Raw genomic sequence first — 18120 nt, 5'->3', positions numbered from 1 at the left:
GTTCTCCTCATTATCTCCAGGCACTTACTCCGCCTTTAATATTTGTAATGTTCTTATATCCAGCTTTTTTTAGAATTTTACTGCTTTGCTGCTTCTCATTCCGCTTTGACAAATAACAACTACTTCCTTATCTGTTGATAGCTGTCCCATTTTCTGGTGAAGCTGATGAAGAGGAAAGTTTTTAAATCCCGGTATATGGAAGCTCTTAAATTCAGCTGATGTCCTTACATCAATATATTGCTTTTCTTTGTCCTTCATTTCATTCTTCAGCTGAGCAGTTGTCATCAGTTTTACGCCTTTTATTGGGATCAGCTTCTGAACGAGAAAAATAATAAGCAGGGCGATAATGATTCCATTTGCAATAGTCATTTGCTTACCTCCAAATTTATGTGATTATGCTTTCATTTTATACCCTATATGGTATATTATAACTAAATAAAAAAAGAAGTCAACTGACCATCATCGGCTTTTAACAAGTAAGTTAACAGCCTCTTCAATTATGATGGAACTCTCAATTCCCTTTTCAGCGTTTTCAACAATACATTGTTCAAGATTGGAACTGACAATAACTGCAATTGCTTTATCAATTGCTGATCTTGAAGCTGTTAGCTGGGTAATGACAGATTTGCAATCTTTTTCATCCTCAATCATTTTTAAAATCCCTCTAAGCTGACCTTCCACCCTTTTGATTCGATTTTTAGTTTTTGTATCGTACAACACCATCTTCACCCCAATTTAGTTTTACAATCCACATTATATACCCCAATAGGTATATAGTCAATACATGTTTAAAAATGGCTGTTTTCGCAAAGTTTGTTGCTATTTATATTATATTTACTGAGTTGATTGTAGTGGAAGGTGCGAGATCCTCTAAAATGCATTCGCATTTTCTTCGTGCGGTGTTTACTCAAGGTAGCCTATTCAACGTCCTACGGGATTAGCGGGACAAGGTGAGACCCCACAGACGCGTAGCGCCGGGGAGGCTCACCGCCCGCCCCGTGGTTTGCTGAGCATTCTCTCACTGCAATCAACGGACAACATTGATAAGCGAAAAACAACAATTTATACGAAAAGAGCCTTAAAAATAGAAAAACACCCGTGTGGGTGTTTTTCATTAACAGCAGTCGCTGTCATTGCCTAACAGGACCAGTCTTTCATTTTCCTGGTCATGGTCAAGAATCATACTTTCTGTATGCGGTTTGATTTCCGGGTCGATTGCCACCTGGATCTCATTTATTGTATCGATTATATCATCTGCTTCCGGCTCATCCAGAGCCAGTCCAATTTGAGGGCCACCTCAGCCAAAGCCTGCAAAATACACTCTAATGCCGCCCGTATTTTTCTCTTGAAGAACCTTTTTCAATAGGTCTCGAGCTGAATCTGTAATTTTCAAGATCATCATCCTTTCCTCAATTTATCAATGGCTGTAAAGAAAAAAATGTGGTTCACCCCTTTCCAATTATTCACTTTACTATATGAACGAGCGGGAACATATTGGCATGTAGGACGGGGGACTGGTCCCGTGTCCCACGAGTAATTATAGTAGCATAGTAGCGGGACAGTAAACCAGTCCCCTGTTCCCTTTTCCATCAGGCCTCTCATGCAATGAAACAAACGTTTAATTAAAATGGTTCCATCAATGTCGTCCGTTTTCCTCCTTCTCTGAAACCAGCCAGACAAGTACTCCTGTAAAAAATAGAGGACCCATCCCCCGGCAGTGGTTCATTAATTCGGATATTCTGGGTTGTTTTTCGGATTGTGGCGAGAATTTGAAATGTTTAAAGTAGAGATAAGATTAGTTTAAGGAGTGAAATGAATGAAAAAGGGTTTTAGTTCTGTTCTGTTTTTATGCCTTATTATGTTAACGCTTACACTGTCTGCTTGTTCTTCGTCGGGGGATAAGGAGAAGACTGGCGGCAGCTCAAAGGAATTGACCGTGTATTCTCCTCATCCTCTTGAGTTTACGGAGTCGCTTGTTAAAGATTTCGAAAATGAAACTGGTATCAAGGTGGAGTTGATTTCAGCGGGTTCTGGTGAATTATTGAAACGCGTAGAATCAGAGCGCAATAATCCGTTATCCGATGTGTTATGGGGTGGATCTATTTCTACCTTAAGCTCGAATAAAGATCTTTTTGAGAAGTACGAGTCTTCAAATGAAGATCAGGTGCTGGATCCATATAAAAACACCGATGGCTATATCACTCGTTTTTCTGTTGTACCGAGTGTCATCATGATTAATAAGAATTTGATCGGTGATGTTAAAGTCGAAGGTTATGAAGATCTTTTGAACAAGGATTTAAAAGGTACGATTGCAAACGCGGATCCTTCTAAGTCATCTTCTTCATTCGAACATCTTATCAATCAGTTGTATGCCATGGGTAATGGAGAGCCTGATGATGGCTGGGATTATGTGTCCAAATTCATCAAGAATCTGGATGGCAAGTTGTTAAGCGGGTCCTCTGCTGTTTACAAAGGCGTTGCCGATGGTGAATATACGGTTGGGCTGACTTTTGAGGAAGCTGCTTTGAATTATGTGAAAAACGGTGCACCTGTTGAAGTGGTCTATCCGGAAGAAGGCACCATCGCAAAAGCAGATGGGATGGCTATTATTAAAGGCGCTAAGAATATGGAAAATGCCAAGAAATTTGTTGATTATGTAACAGGTAAAGATGTTCAACAGAAGATCACTTCTGAATTAAATCGCCGTGCTGTTTTAAAGGATATTGAAATCGAACCTAAATCAGGCATGAAAGATTTAAGTGAAGTGAAGCTTATCGAGGATGACGAAGAGTGGTCCAATGAGAACAAAGGAAAATTATTAAGCCAATACAAAGATATATTCACAAGCAATTAAGATGAATCGGCCGCCTCCCTCAGGAAGAGGAGGCGGTTCTTTTTAAAATAGGAGGAAGACAGATGCCGACTCAAATCAAGTTTAATGATGTAACCAAAAAATATGGTGATACAACGGTAATTGATCAGCTTTCGTTACATATTGAAGAAGGGGAATTATTCACTTTGCTTGGTCCTTCCGGATGCGGGAAAACTACGCTCTTAAGGATGATTGCAGGGTTTCACAGTGTAGATGGAGGAACGATCTCATTTAATGAACAAGTCATAAATGATATCCCGGTGAATAAACGGGATATCGGAATGGTGTTTCAAAGTTATGCCATCTTTCCACATATGACCGTGAAGGATAATGTAAAGTACGGGCTGAATGCAAGGAAGTTGCCGAAAGAAGAAAAAGAGAGGCGGCTGGAAGAAATATTGGAGACCGTCCAGATTTCTCAATACAGGGACCGGCTTCCGGCAAGACTTTCCGGCGGCCAGCAGCAGAGGGTTGCATTAGCCCGGGCCATTGTCATTCACCCGAAAGTATTGTTGATGGATGAGCCCCTGTCAAACCTGGATGCGAAACTGAGGGTTGATATGAGGCGGGCGATCAATGAAATTCAAAAGGAAATTGGAATCACCACGGTATATGTCACTCATGATCAAGAAGAGGCGCTCGCCATTTCAGACAGGATTGCGGTGATGAACAAGGGGGAAATTCAGCAAGTGGGTTCACCGACGGATATCTATTTGCGTCCAGCCAATCAATTCGTCGCTACGTTCATCGGCCACTCAAATCTATTCTCAGGAAAAGTATCTCAAAAAGATGGAAAAAACCTGATTACACTCTCAGATGGATATCGTTTTGAAATATCCACTCTTCAGCGGGATATAGTAGATGGAATGGATGTGACGGTTGCCGTCCGGCCGGAGGAATTCATTATTTCGGAAACGGATAAAGGCATTGAAGGGGTCGTATTGCTCAGGAATTTCCTCGGTAAATACATTCACTACGAAGTACAATTACCGAATGGAAGTAAGGTTGAACTAAGCCAGGACACGAACACTTCAAAACATTTCTTTGAAGTGAATCAGTCGATCAAGCTGGACGTCATGGTGGATAAAATCAATGTCTTTACCAGTGACGGCGAACAAAGTCTGATTGAAGGAGTAAAGAGATATGAATAGAAAATGGCCGAGAGTGAAATTTGACTTCTGGAATATCATGATTATTCTGTGTTTGTCGATTTTCATCCTGTTTCTCGTATACCCTTTATCTTCACTCATCATCAATAGTTTCAAAAGTGCCGAATCAGATAGTTTCACATTGGTAAACTATCAAACTTTCTTTGAGAAAAAGTATTATTATGAGTCTCTGTTTAACAGTTTCTCGATTACCATCCTGGTCACGATATTCGCCGTATTGCTTGGTGTTCCACTGGCTTATTTAATGACGACAATGAAAATAAAAGGGAAGAAGATCCTCGAGGTCCTCATCATCATCTCTGTGCTTTCACCGCCTTTTATCGGTGCCTATTCGTGGATCCTGCTTCTGGGGAGAAGCGGTGTGATCTCTACATTCTTCAAGGAGCATTTTAATATACAAACCCCCAGTATATATGGGTTTGCCGGCATATTGATTGTTTTTACATTCAAGCTGTTTCCATTTATATATCTTTATGTATCCGGGGCTTTGAAGAAGATGGATTCTTCCTTGATCGAGGCAGCCGAGAGCCTTGGTACGACGGGAATGAAAAAGGTATATACGCTGATTCTGCCATTGATTTTACCGACGATTCTTGCAGGATCCCTGCTGGTGTTCATGAATGCATTAGCAGACTTTGGTACGCCGATGCTGATCGGGGAAGGCTTCTCAACTATGCCTGTTCTCATATACTCAGAGTTTATCAGTGAAGTCGGAGGGAATGCCTCGTTTGCGGCAGCACTCAGTACCATCATGATCGTCATTACAGCCTTCATTTTCATTGGGCAGAAATATATTGTGAATAAGAAATCGTTTGAAATGAGTTCACTGCGTCCCATTAAACCGGTGAAAGTAACGGGCATCAAGAATGTACTGGCCCATCTATTTATTTACTTGACGATCGCCATTGCTATCATCCCTCAGGTGACCGTTATTTATACGTCATTCTTAAAGACACAGGGATCGATCTTTGTTCCTGGATTCTCACTGGACAGCTACATCACAGTTATGGATCGTATGGGAGATTCGATCATGAATACATTTGTATATGGTCTCATCGCGATTTTGATCATCATTGTCCTCGGGATGTTGATTGCATACGTTTCCGTACGCCGCAAAAATATATTCACTTCCTTATTGGACACCATTGCGATGTTTCCTTATATCATTCCGGGATCGGTCCTGGGTATCACCCTCCTCGTAGCGTTCAATGATGAACCTCTTATGTTGAGCGGGGGAGCGGCCATCATGATCATATCCTATGTGATAAGACGGCTGCCTTATACCACGCGTTCAAGTGCAGCGATCATTTACCAATTGAGTCCGAGCCTGGAGGAAGCTTCGATCAGTCTGGGGTATTCCCAGTTAAGGACTTTTCTCAATGTCACGGCGAAGTTGATGATGCCCGGCGTGCTGGCGGGTGCCCTCCTCAGCTGGATTACTGTCATTAATGAGCTGAGTTCATCAATTATCCTCTTTACAGGCAGTACAAGAACCATGTCTGTTGCCATTTATTCAGAGGTCATAAGAGCGAGCTATGGAACAGCAGCTGCGTTATCGACAATCTTGACTGTCACAACGATCATTACGCTGATTATCTTCTTTACATTTAATAAGTCGAAAGAAATCAGTATTTAACGGGAGGAAGACGATGGGGTATACCGTACTGGAAAAATTCACACATGCTAAATCAGGGAGAGAGGAGGATAATGAAGATAGAATTGTGACCGTACCGGGTTTTGCCGCTGTCATAGACGGAATGACGCCCCAGGATAAGACACTTTATTCCGGGGTTTCCCCTGCTTTAATATGTACAGGACTCCTTTCCGGATGTATCGCCCGCTTTTCCCCGGATATAAAGTATCATGAAGCGGTAACGGCTCTGACTGACTGTATAGGCGATTACTACAGGGAACATGAGATCCTTGAAGAAGTCACAGTCCATCCCCATAAGAGAATGGGGGCAAACATGGTCATTTATAGCCATCACCGCAAAGAAATCTGGTTTGTGGGTGATTGTCAGTGCTCGATTGACGGGATGATCGTAAAGAATGAGAAGCTGGTCGATCGATTGATGACGGATATGAGGGTCACTATTCTCCGCAGTTATTTGGAAACAAAGGAAACTGAAGAACTTTTTCAGAAAGATATGAGTACCCTGCATATTCAACCGTTCCTTAAGCAGCAATATATATACCAGAATAATCAGGAGGATTCGCCATTGGCTTATACAGTGATTGACGGTTTTCCTGTCATCATGAATCAAGTGAAAGTGGTGGATGTGGAGCATGCAGCTGACCTGATATTGGCGAGTGACGGTTATCCGGTCATTAAAGAGAATCTTGCTGACACTGAAGCAGCACTGGCACATCTGCTTCAGAACGATCCGCTCTGCTATTTTATCCACCCCAATACCAAAGGATTGGAAAAAGGGAAAGATTCGTTTGATGACAGATCCTTTTTAAGGATGAAAGTGTAGTCAGCCCGCTTTGATGAATTTATAATAAAAAGAAAATCATGTTATGACGAAGTGGTGGGAAGATGATGATAAGAAACACATCGTTAAATAAAATGTATCGGGAAAAACTGAGCAGATCCCTTCTTCTATTCGCCATCATCCCTGCCATCTTGGTAACGGGTATCTTTTTTCAATTATTCTTTATCATCATCCATGAAATCAGTGATCGTGAATTAACGAGGCGGAACGAGGAGTTGTCCTCCTTTTTATCCAGGGAGATCACCTCCTATAAAGATGAGATTCACGCATTACAGAATCATGCTCTGATTTCACGGGTATTTACCAACGACAAATTTCATACGCAAATGTATAAAGAACTGTACCAAATCGTGACAAATCACCAGCTGAAGAGTAACTTCTATATTGCCAACGTGGATGGGGACATCCTCTTAACGAATGCCTATAAAAATAATGCCGTTCAAATTTATCATGACAAATACCTTACAAAGGTGAGTAAGACCCGGAACAAGGATATTACGTTTTACAATGAGAAAGAAAACCATGCGTCTGACTTTACTTTCTTGAAAATGACCGCACCGATTTACGACAGGAAAGAGAGTGAAGTGAGCGGATTCATCATCTTTGATCTGCAGGCGAATCATCTGAGAAGATTCTATGAAAATACGAATTACACGGATATCGTGATTACCGATCCGTTTGGCAACCAACTATTTTCGTCAAAACGATCGCTGATACTTGATAATGGAAAGATGGGTGCGCTCACCGATGAGGGGTATCATGTTGTATCTTCTGCCATAGTCGATGGTGAATTCATCGTCCACTCGATCCGCTACGAAGGGATGTTACAAAAGGTCTTCCTGTTCGGGTTCATCGGATTGTTCGTCATCTGTGCGCTGATGGTCATCATCACGAGGCTGTTTGCTATACATACTGCTAAAAAGAAAACGAAATCCATCGATTCCATTCTTTCTACCATCCAGGATGTGAAAGAAGGAAGGTATAAAGGATACAACAAACTTGCAGAAGAGGATGAGTTTGAGTATATCAATTATTATCTGCATGAGATGATCCTCTCAAAGAATCATCTTATATCAAAGAATAAAGAAATTCAGATTCGTAAAACCGATGCAGAGATCAAGCAGCTGCAAATGCAATTCAACCCACATTTTCTATTCAACACCCTCGAAAATGTCAAATTCATGATTCGAATGAATCCTGTTTCGGCCGAGAATCTCTTATTAAAGCTATCGTCGATCCTTCGATACTCCATTTCGAACACAGAACAGGACAGTCCACTTAAGCACGATATTAAATATATTTATGATTATCTAGAAATTCAGAAAGCCAGATTCGATGACCGTCTCAATTATTCAGTTGATATTCCCGAAGAGTTAGGAAGCTGCCCCATTCCCAAATTGATCATGCAGCCTTTAGTCGAGAATGCCGTGAAATACGGTATAGATCATGTTGAACAACTATCTATCAAAATCAAGGTCTCTCAAATAGGGGGAAATGTGATCATCATTATCGCAGATACAGGGATAGGTTTCCCTCGGGAGAGGCTCCGGGAAATAAGAAGATTGCTGCGAAGCCCCAGAAATACTTCAAATCATATAGGCATCTACAATGTCCATAGAAGAATTCAACTGAAATACGGGCATGCATTTGGCGTAAGAGTGTTTAGTGAAGAAAACAGGGGAAGTCTCTTATTGATCAAACTCCCTTTCAGAGAGGAAGATGGTAAATGATAAATGTAGTCATTGTTGAAGATGAACGTATCATCCGCCAAGGTCTTATCTATACAATCGACTGGACAAGCATTGGAATCTCCATCGCCGGGGAAGCAAGTAATGGTGCAGAAGGGCTGAAGAAGATAATTGAAGTAAAGCCGGACATCGTGTTAACAGATATCAAAATGCCGGTAATGGACGGTATTCAAATGCTTGAAGAAGCTGCCGGCGTCCATGAATTTGAAAAATTGATTCTAACGAGCTATAGTGATTTCTCTTACGCTCAGAAAGGGATCAGGCTGGGGGTTCATGACTATATTCTGAAGCCTGTGGATGACAACGTTTTATACGAAACGTTAAGAAACGTAACCAAAAAGATCAAGGACAAAAGGAAGCTGCAAAAAAAGAACCAAACCATTTCCTATTATCAGGAATTAATTGAGAACAATATGAATGACTCCAAAAATCATTACGTAACACAATGCATTGAGTTCATTCAGGATCATTACCGTGAAAAACTGAGTAATGAAGATATCGCAGAACACTTAAATGTCAGTGCCAGTTATCTTAGCCGGGTGTTTAAGAAAGAAACAAACCTGACAATCATGAACTTTCTCAATCGCTACCGGATCGTCAAGGCCATCTCCCTACTACAGACAGACAATTACCGCCTGTACGAAATTGCAAATGATGTGGGATTCACAGACTACAAACACTTCAGCACAGTATTCAAAAAATACTTCTCCATCTCCCCGGGTGATTTTATTAAGACCATGTGAACCAAGGGGGACAGGTCCCTCGTCCTACGAGTTGGAAATAGAGCCATGATAGTAGCAGGACAGTCGACCAGTCCCATAGTTTTCCTTATTTCACAATATTTATTTAGTTATATTTCGACCGTTCACGTACCGTTTCTATTAGAAAGAACCTGTACAGAGAGAACACTAACGTAAATTGGAAAGAGAAGATTTACAATCAGCAATTAAAGAAACTGACGAGTAGTCTTTAGAAGGAATCGCGTCTTTAACGCCTTTATTTGTCAAGAACGGTCACAACGGTTGTTCCTAGTAATGAATCATTTGCATAGGTATTTAATTTCCATTTCCCAGTTCGATTAGGTTATGTTTTTTTCAAACTTTACCACGTTTTGTGAATCTGGTATAAAACCACTTTCTTCACTGGACAATTCGGTTAGCTCACTACCGCCAAGAAGTCTTTCCTCCCCTTTAGCTTTCTCGTTAATCCCTTTTATCGCTACCTGTTTTCCAATCAGCTCTTCTTTTTTGCCAGGTTCACTCCACATATACCACGTATGGTTCACCCCTATAGTCTTCCTGTTATATTTCTTTCACAAAGAAACAACAGAAGTATTTAGTTTTATTCTGCCCATTTTTAAAAAACCTGAAAAAAGACGAACCACAACATACTTTGGTCCGTCCGTCATTTTTATAAATATTTTCTGTGAATGCTCTTCCCATCGTAAGTGAAAAGCATGTTCTTGCCTTCAACGATGGTTTCCATATGGACACCTCTGCCCCAAAGCTGATGTACATATGGGAGTACTTTTTCAAGATATTTAAGATCAAGCTCCACACCTTCAAACCAGTGCTTTAAGTATAGTTCACCATTCTTCATATAATCGCCATCATTAACCGTCAAATATGGGAATCCTCCATTTACACGCATGCTGACAAGCTGATCTCGCACATGCTCCCACTGTTTATCCACTACTTTATAATCCTTACCCTGTTTTTGGAACAGATACATATCTTCTCTCATGACAAGGTCTTTTGTTAAATAATTTCTTAAAAATGATATATCTGACTCGATTTCACGAACCTCAAACATTTTTTCCCGGCCAGAATTTGGCACCGCCCCGCGCCTTTTCATTTCCTCAGTCGGATTATTATATCGTTCTTCAATATCTTCAAAAATCTTCAGACCCAGATAATATGGATTGATTCCAGTCTTGGACGGCTGCACAACCCCTGCATTTAACTTTGCAAATTCCAGCGCTTCAGCAGATGTTAAGTCCATTTCTCTTAAGATGCGCTGATGCCAATACGATGCCCAGCCTTCATTCATAATTTTAGTTTCCAGCTGTGGCCAAAAATAAAGCATTTCTTCCCGCATCATCGTTAATATATCCCGCTGCCAGTCGGTTAGCTCCCTGCTGTAGCTCTCTATAAACAGCAATAAATCTTTTTCCGGCTTCGGAGGGAATTTCTTATTTTTCTTCTTTGGTTCACGCTTCTTATTTCTTTCATCCAAATCCCATAAATCATCATAAGGGCTGGGTGCTGCCGTATCACCGCTGCTTTCATACTCATCATCCGAACTCCAGGCTAGCTTTGGCCTCATAAGAGACGGATCAATATGCTCCTCAATGGCCAGCACAGCATCAAGGAAGGTTTCCACTTCCTTCTTCCCAAACTCAATTTCATAATGCCTTATTCTTTCAGCGGTGGCAGCCATACTCTCTACCATGTCTCTCTTTGTGTTTTGAAAACGCACATTATTTTTAAAGAAATCACAATGTGCTAAAACATGAGCCACAATTAATTTGTTTTGAATAAGGGTATTTGAATCCAGCAGAAACGCATAACAAGGATCCGAATTAATTACGAGCTCATAAATTTTTGATAATCCTAAATCATAATGCAGCTTCATTTTATGAAACTGTTTTCCAAAGCTCCAATGTGAAAACCTGGTCGGCATGCCATAAGCGCCAAATGTATAAATGATTTCAGCTGGGCAAATTTCATACCTCATAGGGTAATAGTCTAAACCAAACCCATTTGCAATTTCAGTAATTTCCTGAATGGCATATTCCAATGATTTATTATCTTCCTCTCGCATTGCCACTCCCCCTTTTAGTCCTTACCATAATCTATGAACCAACAAGAGGATTGATGAGTAGTCTCTTCATAAGCTTGTAACGAATTACATCAAAAAGCGGAGCATTTCACCCCGCTTTCTATTTGGCATTAATCATCCAATTCGACTTTTAATACTTTTCCTGATTCCGCATCGATATCAACATCTGCTTCGCCTTTATTTGTTTTCAGTTCAATTTCATAAAGGATTTGTCCTTCGTCTTCATCGCTTTAGTTTCTTCTGCCGCTGATTTAAGCCTTAGGGCCACCGATCCGTGCAAGCAGTTCCTCAACCTGAAACGGTTTTGTAATGTAGTCATTCGCCGCTAAATCCTGGAAGCCATGATATCCAGTATAATCAAGTCCCAGCTACCAGTCCGATATAACTCCATTGCCTGTATACCATCCATTGCCTTAGTTACACGATAGCCCTCGAATTCAAGTTCAATTTCCAGAAGCCTTGCGATTTTAGCTTCGTCCTCTGCAACAAGAATTGATTCCCTCAAAAGACCCACTCCCCTACTTGTCAGTTTGATTCTTTATTCAAGTTTTTTGAAGATTGAAAAAAGCCCCCGAAGGAGCTTACTGTTCTTTTCTCTCTACTGAAAGACTAACCGCTTTGTTATCCTTAAGGTTATGTGTGACATTAACCAGCACGGTCACAGGCTTCCCATTCTCTTTTACGGTGAAAGTAAAGGTGTCAGTTACATCTGTTTCAGAAATTTTCTTTCTTCCTCCATACTGATAATCCACTACTTCTTCTCCAGGATAGTCTTCTTTTACTACTGCAACTGCGATTCTCCCATACTTTTCATAATCTGGCTGCTGGACGGCTCCTGCCAATGAACTTCCTCCAGCTAATAAGCAAATCAGCATTAAAATCGATAAAAACTTTTTCATTTTTACCTCCAAATCATATGTCGTTAATGATATTTTTGACACAGGCTAGAATTTTATGTATGGAATTGCTTTATAAATGAATGCTGCCAATATATACAGGAAAATGATGAAAACCTTTATAAATCAACAAGTCCAAGATTTACTGTGAAATAAAATGCCGCATCATCATAAACTATAATCAACTCCTGGAAGAGGAGGAGAGGACAAATGAATAAAGTGGATTATGACCGTGCGTTATATTATACACACCGGTCTGAATGGGATAACCTGCTGATCCTGATGGTCAGAACAGAAGATCAGTTTCTTTCGAAGAAAATTGAACATTTTCTTCATGCCTACAACTTTGAAAAAGATTATTCAGTAATTGAAAAACATTTATACTCACTGCTAAGATATATTGACCATGCCAACGAATTATCGGAAAAACAGCTGCCAAACACTGTATTTCATGAACTAACCTGACAAAAGAATTCCACCAATAATAAAAAAAACACGGATTTTTTAGTCCGTGTTTTTGTTTTTTTATTGTTTTAATTCCTGTTTAATTTGACCATATGCCCTCATATATATTTGAAGTTCATTTATTAAGTCCTCTACCAGTTTGGCTGGTTCCTCAAAAAGGCCATCATTTTCATAATCAAAACAATGCGGGTCAAGGACAAGCTGCTTAGGGATAACATTGGCATATACGCCTCTGCCGGCAATTCTTAAATTGTTCAGTGCATTAATGCCGCCTTTACCTCCCCCTGCCACTACCAGCAGGCCGACTGGCTTATGGGCAAATTGCTCACTTCCCAGAAAATCCAGCGCATTCTTTAATGCTCCGCTCATAGCACTGTGGTACTCAGGGGAAGCAAGAATGACTCCATCAGAATCTGCAATCTGCTGACGCAGCTTCTTTACAGCTGGCAGTCCATATTGATCTTCAGTTCCATTATATAAAGGAATTTCACTAAGACTTAAGTCGATCAGTTCAGCATTGTATTTTCTTGCAATGTAACGGGAGGCTATACCCGTACGTCCCTTCGCTCGCGGACTTCCATTAATAATTGTAAGTTTCATTTTAAACTCTCCTTTAAGTTCCTATATTCTTTAGTATATAGAAACAATCACTTTTGCACATCGTCAGGATGGCTGAATTTTTTTAAAGCTGGATTTGGTACTATTTTATTAATTATTTCCTCAGACTTTAGGATGAACTTTTTAATCTGATTCCGCAATGCCATGACGGACTGCATAAAGTGCTGCCTGTGTCCTGTCGGCTAGCTCTAATTTTGACAGCAGGTTGGAAACATGGGTTTTGACTGTTTTTTCAGTGATAAACAAGGATGAAGCAATTTCTTTATTGCTTTTCCCTTTTGCAATCTCCCTTAGAACTTCGAGCTCTCTCTTTGTCAGCTCTTCAATCGGCTGTCTTTCTGTACTGTTCTTATTTGTTAAATGTGTGAGCAGGTGTGAAGTGGCTTTTGGATGAAGCTGATTTTCCCCTTTCATCAGCTGAACGATTGCCCGAACAAGGATGTCCGGTTCAATATCCTTCAGCTGATATCCAGATGCGCCAGCCTCAATCGCAGGTATTACATGATCCTGGTCAGAAAAGCTTGTGAGTATCATGATTTTCACATCAGGATATTTCAGTTTAATTTGCCGTGTCGCTTCAATCCCATTCATTACAGGCATATCCAGGTCCATTAATATAACATCAGGCTGATTTGTGTGCATCATCTCAATAGCTTCAAGGCCGTTTTTTGCCTCCCCGATAATTTCGATTTCCTGCTGGGTTTTGAGAAAAAATACGAGTCCTCTTCTTACAACATGATGGTCATCCGCAATTAAAACTTTGATGGTCATTTATTTCCCTCCCTTTTCCAAAGGAATAACAATTTCAATAGTTGTTCCTTTATTCGGTCCTGTTATTAACTTGAATAAACCATTCAGTGCTTCTGTCCTTTTCTTGATACTTTTGAGGCCGAGAGAAGGGATATCTTTTTCACGGTAGTGAAACCCTCTGCCGCAATCGGAAATCATCATGGTAACTGTTCTTTCATCCACAGTCAGTACTACATCAGCTGTTGACTCACCGGAATGTTTCTTGCAGTTTGCCAGAGCTTCCTGGCCAATTCTCCAAAGTGCTTCTTCAACTTTACCCGGAAGACAAATTACACCCTTAACTTTTGAGTTTAGTTTCAGGCCAAGCATTTGACTGTAAGTCTGCATTGCACATATAATTCCATTTTCCAGTCCGCGCGGTTTGAGCTGCCAGATAAGCGCTCTCATCTCGCTTAAGGCTTCCTGTGCGAGATCCTGCATGTAGGAAAAGGTTTCTTTCATTTCCGGGTTATCCGCCATTTCCGCTCCTCCTCTCGCCGTCAGGCTTAGAGAGAATAAAAGCTGGTTGACTGAATCATGCAGGTCCCTTGCCAGCCGGTTTCTTTCCGCAGCAAGTGCCGTCTCTTGTTCGAGCTGTGTGAGCTTGATCCGTTTTATAGCCGTACCGATTTGGAAAGCAACCGATTCCAGCAAAGCCAATTCTTCCTGTGAAAAATGGGTTTTAGCAGGTGAGCCAATATTAAGTACACCAAACTTTTCCTCTCCTGCTCTCAGCGGTACGGAGGCATGATGGGTTAGCCCATTGGTATCTTTTCTTTGCTCGGCAATTGCATCTTCTATTCTTTTGCATTCAATTATATTTGAAGCTTTGTTTAATCTGCCGTCATTATAGCGGTCAATACACCAGCAATTTCCCTTGCACATCGGCCTGCAGTTATCCGCGGAAAGGGCAGGGGGCAGTTTCTCTTCTGCTGCCAGGCGGAACTCCCCATGGCTGTCAATCAAAAATACCCATCCCGTTTCCAGACCCGTGATGTGAAGCAGTTTTTGCAGCACCTCTTTAAGAAGTGAATCTATTTCTGTTCCTTCATTCAGTAGCTCTGCTATTTCTTTTAATATTCCGATTTCTGATTGTCTTTTTTTCCCCAACACCCGTATCCCCCTTGGTCCTTGTCAAATATGTACTTATATTATATAACTTATCTTCCATTACTTCCTTGGCATTTCGGAGGAAGCAGCCTGCGACTAAAGATGTAGAAGGAAGAAGCCATCATAAAAAACACCGAAGAGCCATTCTCTTCGGTGCAGAATTTCTATAGTAGTCTAACGGGCAGTTAAGCCCCCACTTCAAGACTTAGAGGAATCAAAGGAGGGTAAGCGGGGGTCAAACTGCACAATCTAGCTGCGACTCCTAGGGGCATGATGTCATAAGCCAAGCAGATGATGGCAAGAAAAGCACTCCTCGCTACCTGCTCGTCTAATGCTTGTCACCCTAGGGCAAGTCGCCTCGCTTTATATGTAAAGGCCCGAAAAGAAGAACAAAGACTAGAACACCACGTACTGTGGCAACGTCTTTGTGCCCCACTTCCTGTGGGCCTCAACTAACAATCAGTGGGGGATAAGGAAAACCCCCGCTGATTGAAGTTCACTTTATGCTATTGGATAATTTTGAACAAATGGATGAAGAACGATTTCGTCTATCATCATGTGTTTCGGTGCTGATGCCATGTAAACAACAGCGTTTGCGATATCTTCGACCTTCAGCCAATCTTTTTTCTCTTCGAGTCCCTGCTTGGATTCGGCAAAAAAAGTATCAACCATTCCAGGATTTATGGTTCCGACACGGATACCGTATTCTCTGACTTCCTGAGCTAAAGATCCCGAGAAGCCTTGAACTGCGTATTTTGTTGCCGTATAGGCTGATCCATTTGGGATCGTATACCTGGCTACATCTGAAGATATGGTAATGATTGTGCCTGATTTCCGCTCTTTCATATGCGGCAGTACTGCCCTGCTTCCAAGAAAAACTCCCTGCACATTGACTTCAAAGACCTTTTTCCACTCATCCAGTGTCGTTTCATCAACCTGTTTAAAAAAGCCCATACCTGCATTGTTCACAAGAAGGTCAAGCTGCCCGTATGTCTGAAGAGTTTTTTCAACCGCTGCCTTTACTTGTACTTCATTTGAAATATCTGCCTGAATGGGCACTACATCTGAAAATCCCATTTTATTGAGGTCTTCTGCAGATTGGTGTATTTCCTCTGAGCTGCCAACCAGAGTCAGCTTCATACCCTGCTGAGCGAGCTTAACAGCGATTTCCTTGCCGATCCCTCTGGATGCACCTGTTACTATGGCCGTTTGTCCCTTTAACATTGAATCTTCCTTTCTGTTGAAACTACGGGGTGTGAGAATTTATTTTGCTACTGAAATACCCATTCTTTCTTCGACGATGCTCATAAATGCTTTTTGTACGGATTCCAGTTTTTCCTTGCTGCCGGCTAATGATGAGTCATTGATTCCAAAGTAAAATTTAATTTTCGGTTCTGTACCTGACGGCCTTAAGCAGATCCAGTTCCCTTCCTCGAAGAAATACTTAATAACATTGGACTTAGGCAGGCCGATATTTTCCTCTGTTCCATCTGCTTCCGTTCTGATTCCTGTTAAGTAATCTTCAACAGCCTGAACTTTCATGCCTTCAAGTTCCGTTATCGGATTAGCACGGAAAGATGCCAGTGTCTGCTGGATTTTTTCAGCTCCTTCAATTCCTTTGAGAGTCATTGAATTTAATCCTTCAATGAAATAGCCAAACTCTTCAAATAAGCTGAGCAACGCCTCATAAAGGGACATGCCTTTCTTTTTATAAAAAGCTGCCATTTCTGTCGCAAGCAGGGCTGCCTGAATAGCATCCTTGTCCCTTGCAAAGTCGCCGATAAGATATCCATAGCTTTCCTCATAGCCAAACAGGAAACTGAATTCACCCGACTCTTCATATTCGTTGATTTTTTCTGCAATGAATTTGAAGCCGGTTAAAACATCAAGTGTTTCTACTCCAAATGAGGAGGCAACCCTGCGGCCAAATTCAGACGTAACGATCGTTTTTAGCATGATGCCATTGTCAGGCAGTTTATTCTTTTCTTTCTTCTGAGAAAGTATGTAGTGAAGCAGCAGTGCCCCTGTTTGATTTCCTGTCAAAAGAACATACTCACCTTCTTGGTTCTTCGCAGCGATTCCAAGCCGATCGGCGTCAGGGTCTGTAGCAATTAATAAATCTGCAATGACTTCTCTTCCATCTCTCATTGCCAGCTCAAATGCATCTTTTTCCTCTGGATTAGGGCTCTTTACTGTTGAGAACTCAGGATCCGGGAGCTCCTGTTCCTTTACCACATGCACATTTACATAGCCCAGTGCAGCCAAAGCCTCTCTGACAGGCTTATTGGCCGTACCGTGAAGAGGCGTAAATACAACACTCACATCTGCTTCATTTGCTGCTCCAGGATTTTCTGAGATGGTAAGGAGCTGTTTTTGATAGGCTTGATCAACTGTTTTGCCGATCATTGTAATAAGCCCTTTTTCCTTTAACACATCTTCATCCATTACTTCTATCAGCAATTCGTTTTCCAATTCATTTACCTTGCTTATAACAATATCAGCTTCCGCGGGAACCAGCTGAGCCCCGTCAGATCCATAGACCTTATAACCATTGTATTCCGGCGGATTATGGCTGGCTGTAATGACTATGCCTGCATACGCATGCAGGTACCTGACTGCGTATGAAAGTTCGGGAGTTGGACGAAGTTCGTCAAAAACATATGTCTGTATGCCTCTGCTGGCAAGTGTTTTAGCCGCTTCCATTGCAAACTCCGGAGACATGCGGCGTGAATCATATGCAATAGCCACTCCTCTATTCTTTGCTTCCAATCCTTTTTCCTCTATGTATGCCGCTAATCCGGCAGATGCCTTCCGGACAGTATAGATATTCATGCGGTTTGTTCCCGGGCCAATTTCCCCGCGCATACCGCCTGTTCCGAATTCCAGACCCTTATAAAATGCTTCTTCAAGGAGCTTTTCATTTCCCTGCAGACCTTTTAGCTGTTCTAATAATTCATTGTCCAGATCCTGATGGTTTATCCATCGTTCTGCTGCTGTTTTCCATTCCATTTTATGACCTCCTAAAAAAAGCTTCTGCATATCCTTTTCGAGTTCAAGGCAGATATTCCTTTTAATAATATCCGAGTTATTTTGACAAATTCCACCCTGAGATTATGT

The 18120-nt window shown here is 41.3% G+C and carries 17 protein-coding genes and 2 pseudogenes; 7 read left to right on the top strand and 12 right to left on the bottom strand.

Going from position 1 to position 18120, the window contains the following annotated elements; genetic code table 11:
• Positions 1–10: 10 nt before the first annotated feature.
• Together M3205_RS11085 and M3205_RS11080 are read right to left on the bottom strand one after the other, a co-directional pair.
• Positions 11–369 (bottom strand): annotated as a pseudogene (locus tag M3205_RS11085) (rhodanese-like domain-containing protein).
• Positions 370–459: 90 nt separating this feature from the next.
• Positions 460–720: a metal-sensitive transcriptional regulator gene (locus M3205_RS11080; protein ID WP_251170002.1), complete on the bottom strand. Its 261-nt coding sequence runs from the start codon at positions 718–720 to the stop codon at positions 460–462.
• Positions 721–1816: 1096 nt separating this feature from the next.
• Here M3205_RS11080 and M3205_RS11075 point away from each other — a divergent pair.
• The 6 genes from M3205_RS11075 to M3205_RS11050 all read left to right on the top strand — a co-directional run bounded on the left by M3205_RS11075 (position 1817) and on the right by M3205_RS11050 (position 9027).
• Positions 1817–2854, top strand: a complete 1038-nt coding sequence (locus M3205_RS11075) for an ABC transporter substrate-binding protein (RefSeq protein ID WP_251169965.1) — start codon at positions 1817–1819, stop codon at positions 2852–2854.
• A gap of 62 nt (positions 2855–2916) precedes the next feature.
• Complete coding sequence (locus M3205_RS11070; protein ID WP_251169964.1) at positions 2917–4023, top strand: ABC transporter ATP-binding protein; 1107 nt, start codon at positions 2917–2919, stop codon at positions 4021–4023.
• Positions 4016–5677 carry an ABC transporter permease gene (locus M3205_RS11065; RefSeq protein ID WP_251169963.1) on the top strand — a complete coding sequence of 554 codons (1662 nt, stop codon included), beginning with the start codon at positions 4016–4018 and terminating at the stop codon, positions 5675–5677. The genes M3205_RS11070 and M3205_RS11065 overlap by 8 nt, the downstream gene beginning before the upstream one ends.
• Positions 5678–5690: 13 nt before the next feature.
• A complete protein-coding gene (locus M3205_RS11060; RefSeq protein WP_251169962.1) occupies positions 5691–6518 on the top strand; it encodes a hypothetical protein in 828 nt (275 codons plus the stop codon).
• A gap of 62 nt (positions 6519–6580) precedes the next feature.
• The gene (locus tag M3205_RS11055; RefSeq protein ID WP_251169961.1) at positions 6581–8266 is read left to right on the top strand and encodes a sensor histidine kinase; all 1686 of its coding nucleotides are present in this window, start codon (positions 6581–6583) and stop codon (positions 8264–8266) included.
• Complete coding sequence (locus M3205_RS11050) at positions 8263–9027, top strand: response regulator transcription factor (protein WP_251169960.1); 765 nt, start codon at positions 8263–8265, stop codon at positions 9025–9027. Before M3205_RS11055 ends, M3205_RS11050 begins: the two co-directional genes overlap by 4 nt.
• Before the next feature lie 335 nt (positions 9028–9362).
• Here the strand turns inward: M3205_RS11050 and M3205_RS11045 are convergent, their stop codons facing one another.
• The 5 genes and pseudogenes from M3205_RS11045 to M3205_RS11025 all read right to left on the bottom strand — a co-directional run bounded on the left by M3205_RS11045 (position 9363) and on the right by M3205_RS11025 (position 12024).
• Entirely contained in the window at positions 9363–9569 is a 207-nt protein-coding gene (locus M3205_RS11045; RefSeq protein WP_251169959.1) for a hypothetical protein, read from the bottom strand.
• 125 nt (positions 9570–9694) lie between these two features.
• Positions 9695–11107 carry a SpoVR family protein gene (locus tag M3205_RS11040; RefSeq protein ID WP_251169958.1) on the bottom strand — a complete coding sequence of 471 codons (1413 nt, stop codon included), beginning with the start codon at positions 11105–11107 and terminating at the stop codon, positions 9695–9697.
• A 128-nt stretch (positions 11108–11235) separates the two neighbouring features.
• Positions 11236–11316 carry a hypothetical protein gene (locus M3205_RS11035; protein ID WP_251170001.1) on the bottom strand — a complete coding sequence of 27 codons (81 nt, stop codon included), beginning with the start codon at positions 11314–11316 and terminating at the stop codon, positions 11236–11238.
• Positions 11317–11465: 149 nt separating this feature from the next.
• Positions 11466–11630, bottom strand: a pseudogene (locus M3205_RS26025) (response regulator); the annotation flags it as partial.
• Between the two features lie 76 nt (positions 11631–11706).
• Positions 11707–12024 (bottom strand): DUF3889 domain-containing protein, encoded by a 318-nt coding sequence (locus M3205_RS11025; RefSeq protein WP_251169956.1) that lies wholly within the window; start codon positions 12022–12024, stop codon positions 11707–11709.
• Between the two features lie 207 nt (positions 12025–12231).
• On the opposite strand from M3205_RS11025, the gene M3205_RS11020 reads away from it, so the two are divergent.
• On the top strand, positions 12232–12486 hold the full coding sequence (locus M3205_RS11020; RefSeq protein ID WP_251169955.1) for a YhdB family protein: 255 nt from the start codon (positions 12232–12234) through the stop codon (positions 12484–12486).
• 60 nt (positions 12487–12546) lie between these two features.
• Here M3205_RS11020 and M3205_RS11015 read toward each other — a convergent pair whose 3' ends face one another.
• The 5 genes from M3205_RS11015 to M3205_RS10995 form a co-directional block, all read right to left on the bottom strand.
• Positions 12547–13086: an NADPH-dependent FMN reductase gene (locus tag M3205_RS11015; RefSeq protein WP_251169954.1), complete on the bottom strand. Its 540-nt coding sequence runs from the start codon at positions 13084–13086 to the stop codon at positions 12547–12549.
• A gap of 141 nt (positions 13087–13227) precedes the next feature.
• Positions 13228–13875, bottom strand: coding sequence for a response regulator (locus M3205_RS11010; RefSeq protein WP_251169953.1), 648 nt, complete (start codon positions 13873–13875; stop codon positions 13228–13230).
• The gene (locus tag M3205_RS11005) at positions 13876–15006 is read right to left on the bottom strand and encodes a GAF domain-containing sensor histidine kinase (protein ID WP_251169952.1); all 1131 of its coding nucleotides are present in this window, start codon (positions 15004–15006) and stop codon (positions 13876–13878) included.
• Between the two features lie 498 nt (positions 15007–15504).
• Positions 15505–16227, bottom strand: a complete 723-nt coding sequence (locus M3205_RS11000; protein ID WP_251169951.1) for an SDR family oxidoreductase — start codon at positions 16225–16227, stop codon at positions 15505–15507.
• 39 nt (positions 16228–16266) lie between these two features.
• Positions 16267–18012, bottom strand: coding sequence for a phospho-sugar mutase (locus M3205_RS10995; protein WP_251169950.1), 1746 nt, complete (start codon positions 18010–18012; stop codon positions 16267–16269).
• Positions 18013–18120 lie beyond the last annotated feature (108 nt).

The organism is Cytobacillus firmus (assembly GCF_023715565.1).
GTDB classification, from domain to species: Bacteria; Bacillota; Bacilli; order Bacillales; family Cytobacillaceae; genus Cytobacillus; species Cytobacillus firmus_C.
Note: the sequence above shows the minus strand (reverse complement) of the source record. Positions and strands in the feature narration are given on the sequence as shown.

Coding starts and splice junctions, on each gene's coding strand:
- M3205_RS11075 (WP_251169965.1), top strand. CDS start 1,817: ATGAAAAAGGGTTTTAGTTCTGTTCTGTTTTTATGCCTTATTATGTTA.
- M3205_RS11070 (WP_251169964.1), top strand. CDS start 2,917: ATGCCGACTCAAATCAAGTTTAATGATGTAACCAAAAAATATGGTGAT.
- M3205_RS11065 (WP_251169963.1), top strand. CDS start 4,016: ATGAATAGAAAATGGCCGAGAGTGAAATTTGACTTCTGGAATATCATG.
- M3205_RS11060 (WP_251169962.1), top strand. CDS start 5,691: ATGGGGTATACCGTACTGGAAAAATTCACACATGCTAAATCAGGGAGA.
- M3205_RS11055 (WP_251169961.1), top strand. CDS start 6,581: ATGATGATAAGAAACACATCGTTAAATAAAATGTATCGGGAAAAACTG.
- M3205_RS11050 (WP_251169960.1), top strand. CDS start 8,263: ATGATAAATGTAGTCATTGTTGAAGATGAACGTATCATCCGCCAAGGT.
- M3205_RS11040 (WP_251169958.1), bottom strand. CDS start 11,107: ATGCGAGAGGAAGATAATAAATCATTGGAATATGCCATTCAGGAAATT.
- M3205_RS11025 (WP_251169956.1), bottom strand. CDS start 12,024: ATGAAAAAGTTTTTATCGATTTTAATGCTGATTTGCTTATTAGCTGGA.
- M3205_RS11020 (WP_251169955.1), top strand. CDS start 12,232: ATGAATAAAGTGGATTATGACCGTGCGTTATATTATACACACCGGTCT.
- M3205_RS11015 (WP_251169954.1), bottom strand. CDS start 13,086: ATGAAACTTACAATTATTAATGGAAGTCCGCGAGCGAAGGGACGTACG.
- M3205_RS11010 (WP_251169953.1), bottom strand. CDS start 13,875: ATGACCATCAAAGTTTTAATTGCGGATGACCATCATGTTGTAAGAAGA.
- M3205_RS11000 (WP_251169951.1), bottom strand. CDS start 16,227: ATGTTAAAGGGACAAACGGCCATAGTAACAGGTGCATCCAGAGGGATC.
- M3205_RS10995 (WP_251169950.1), bottom strand. CDS start 18,012: ATGGAATGGAAAACAGCAGCAGAACGATGGATAAACCATCAGGATCTG.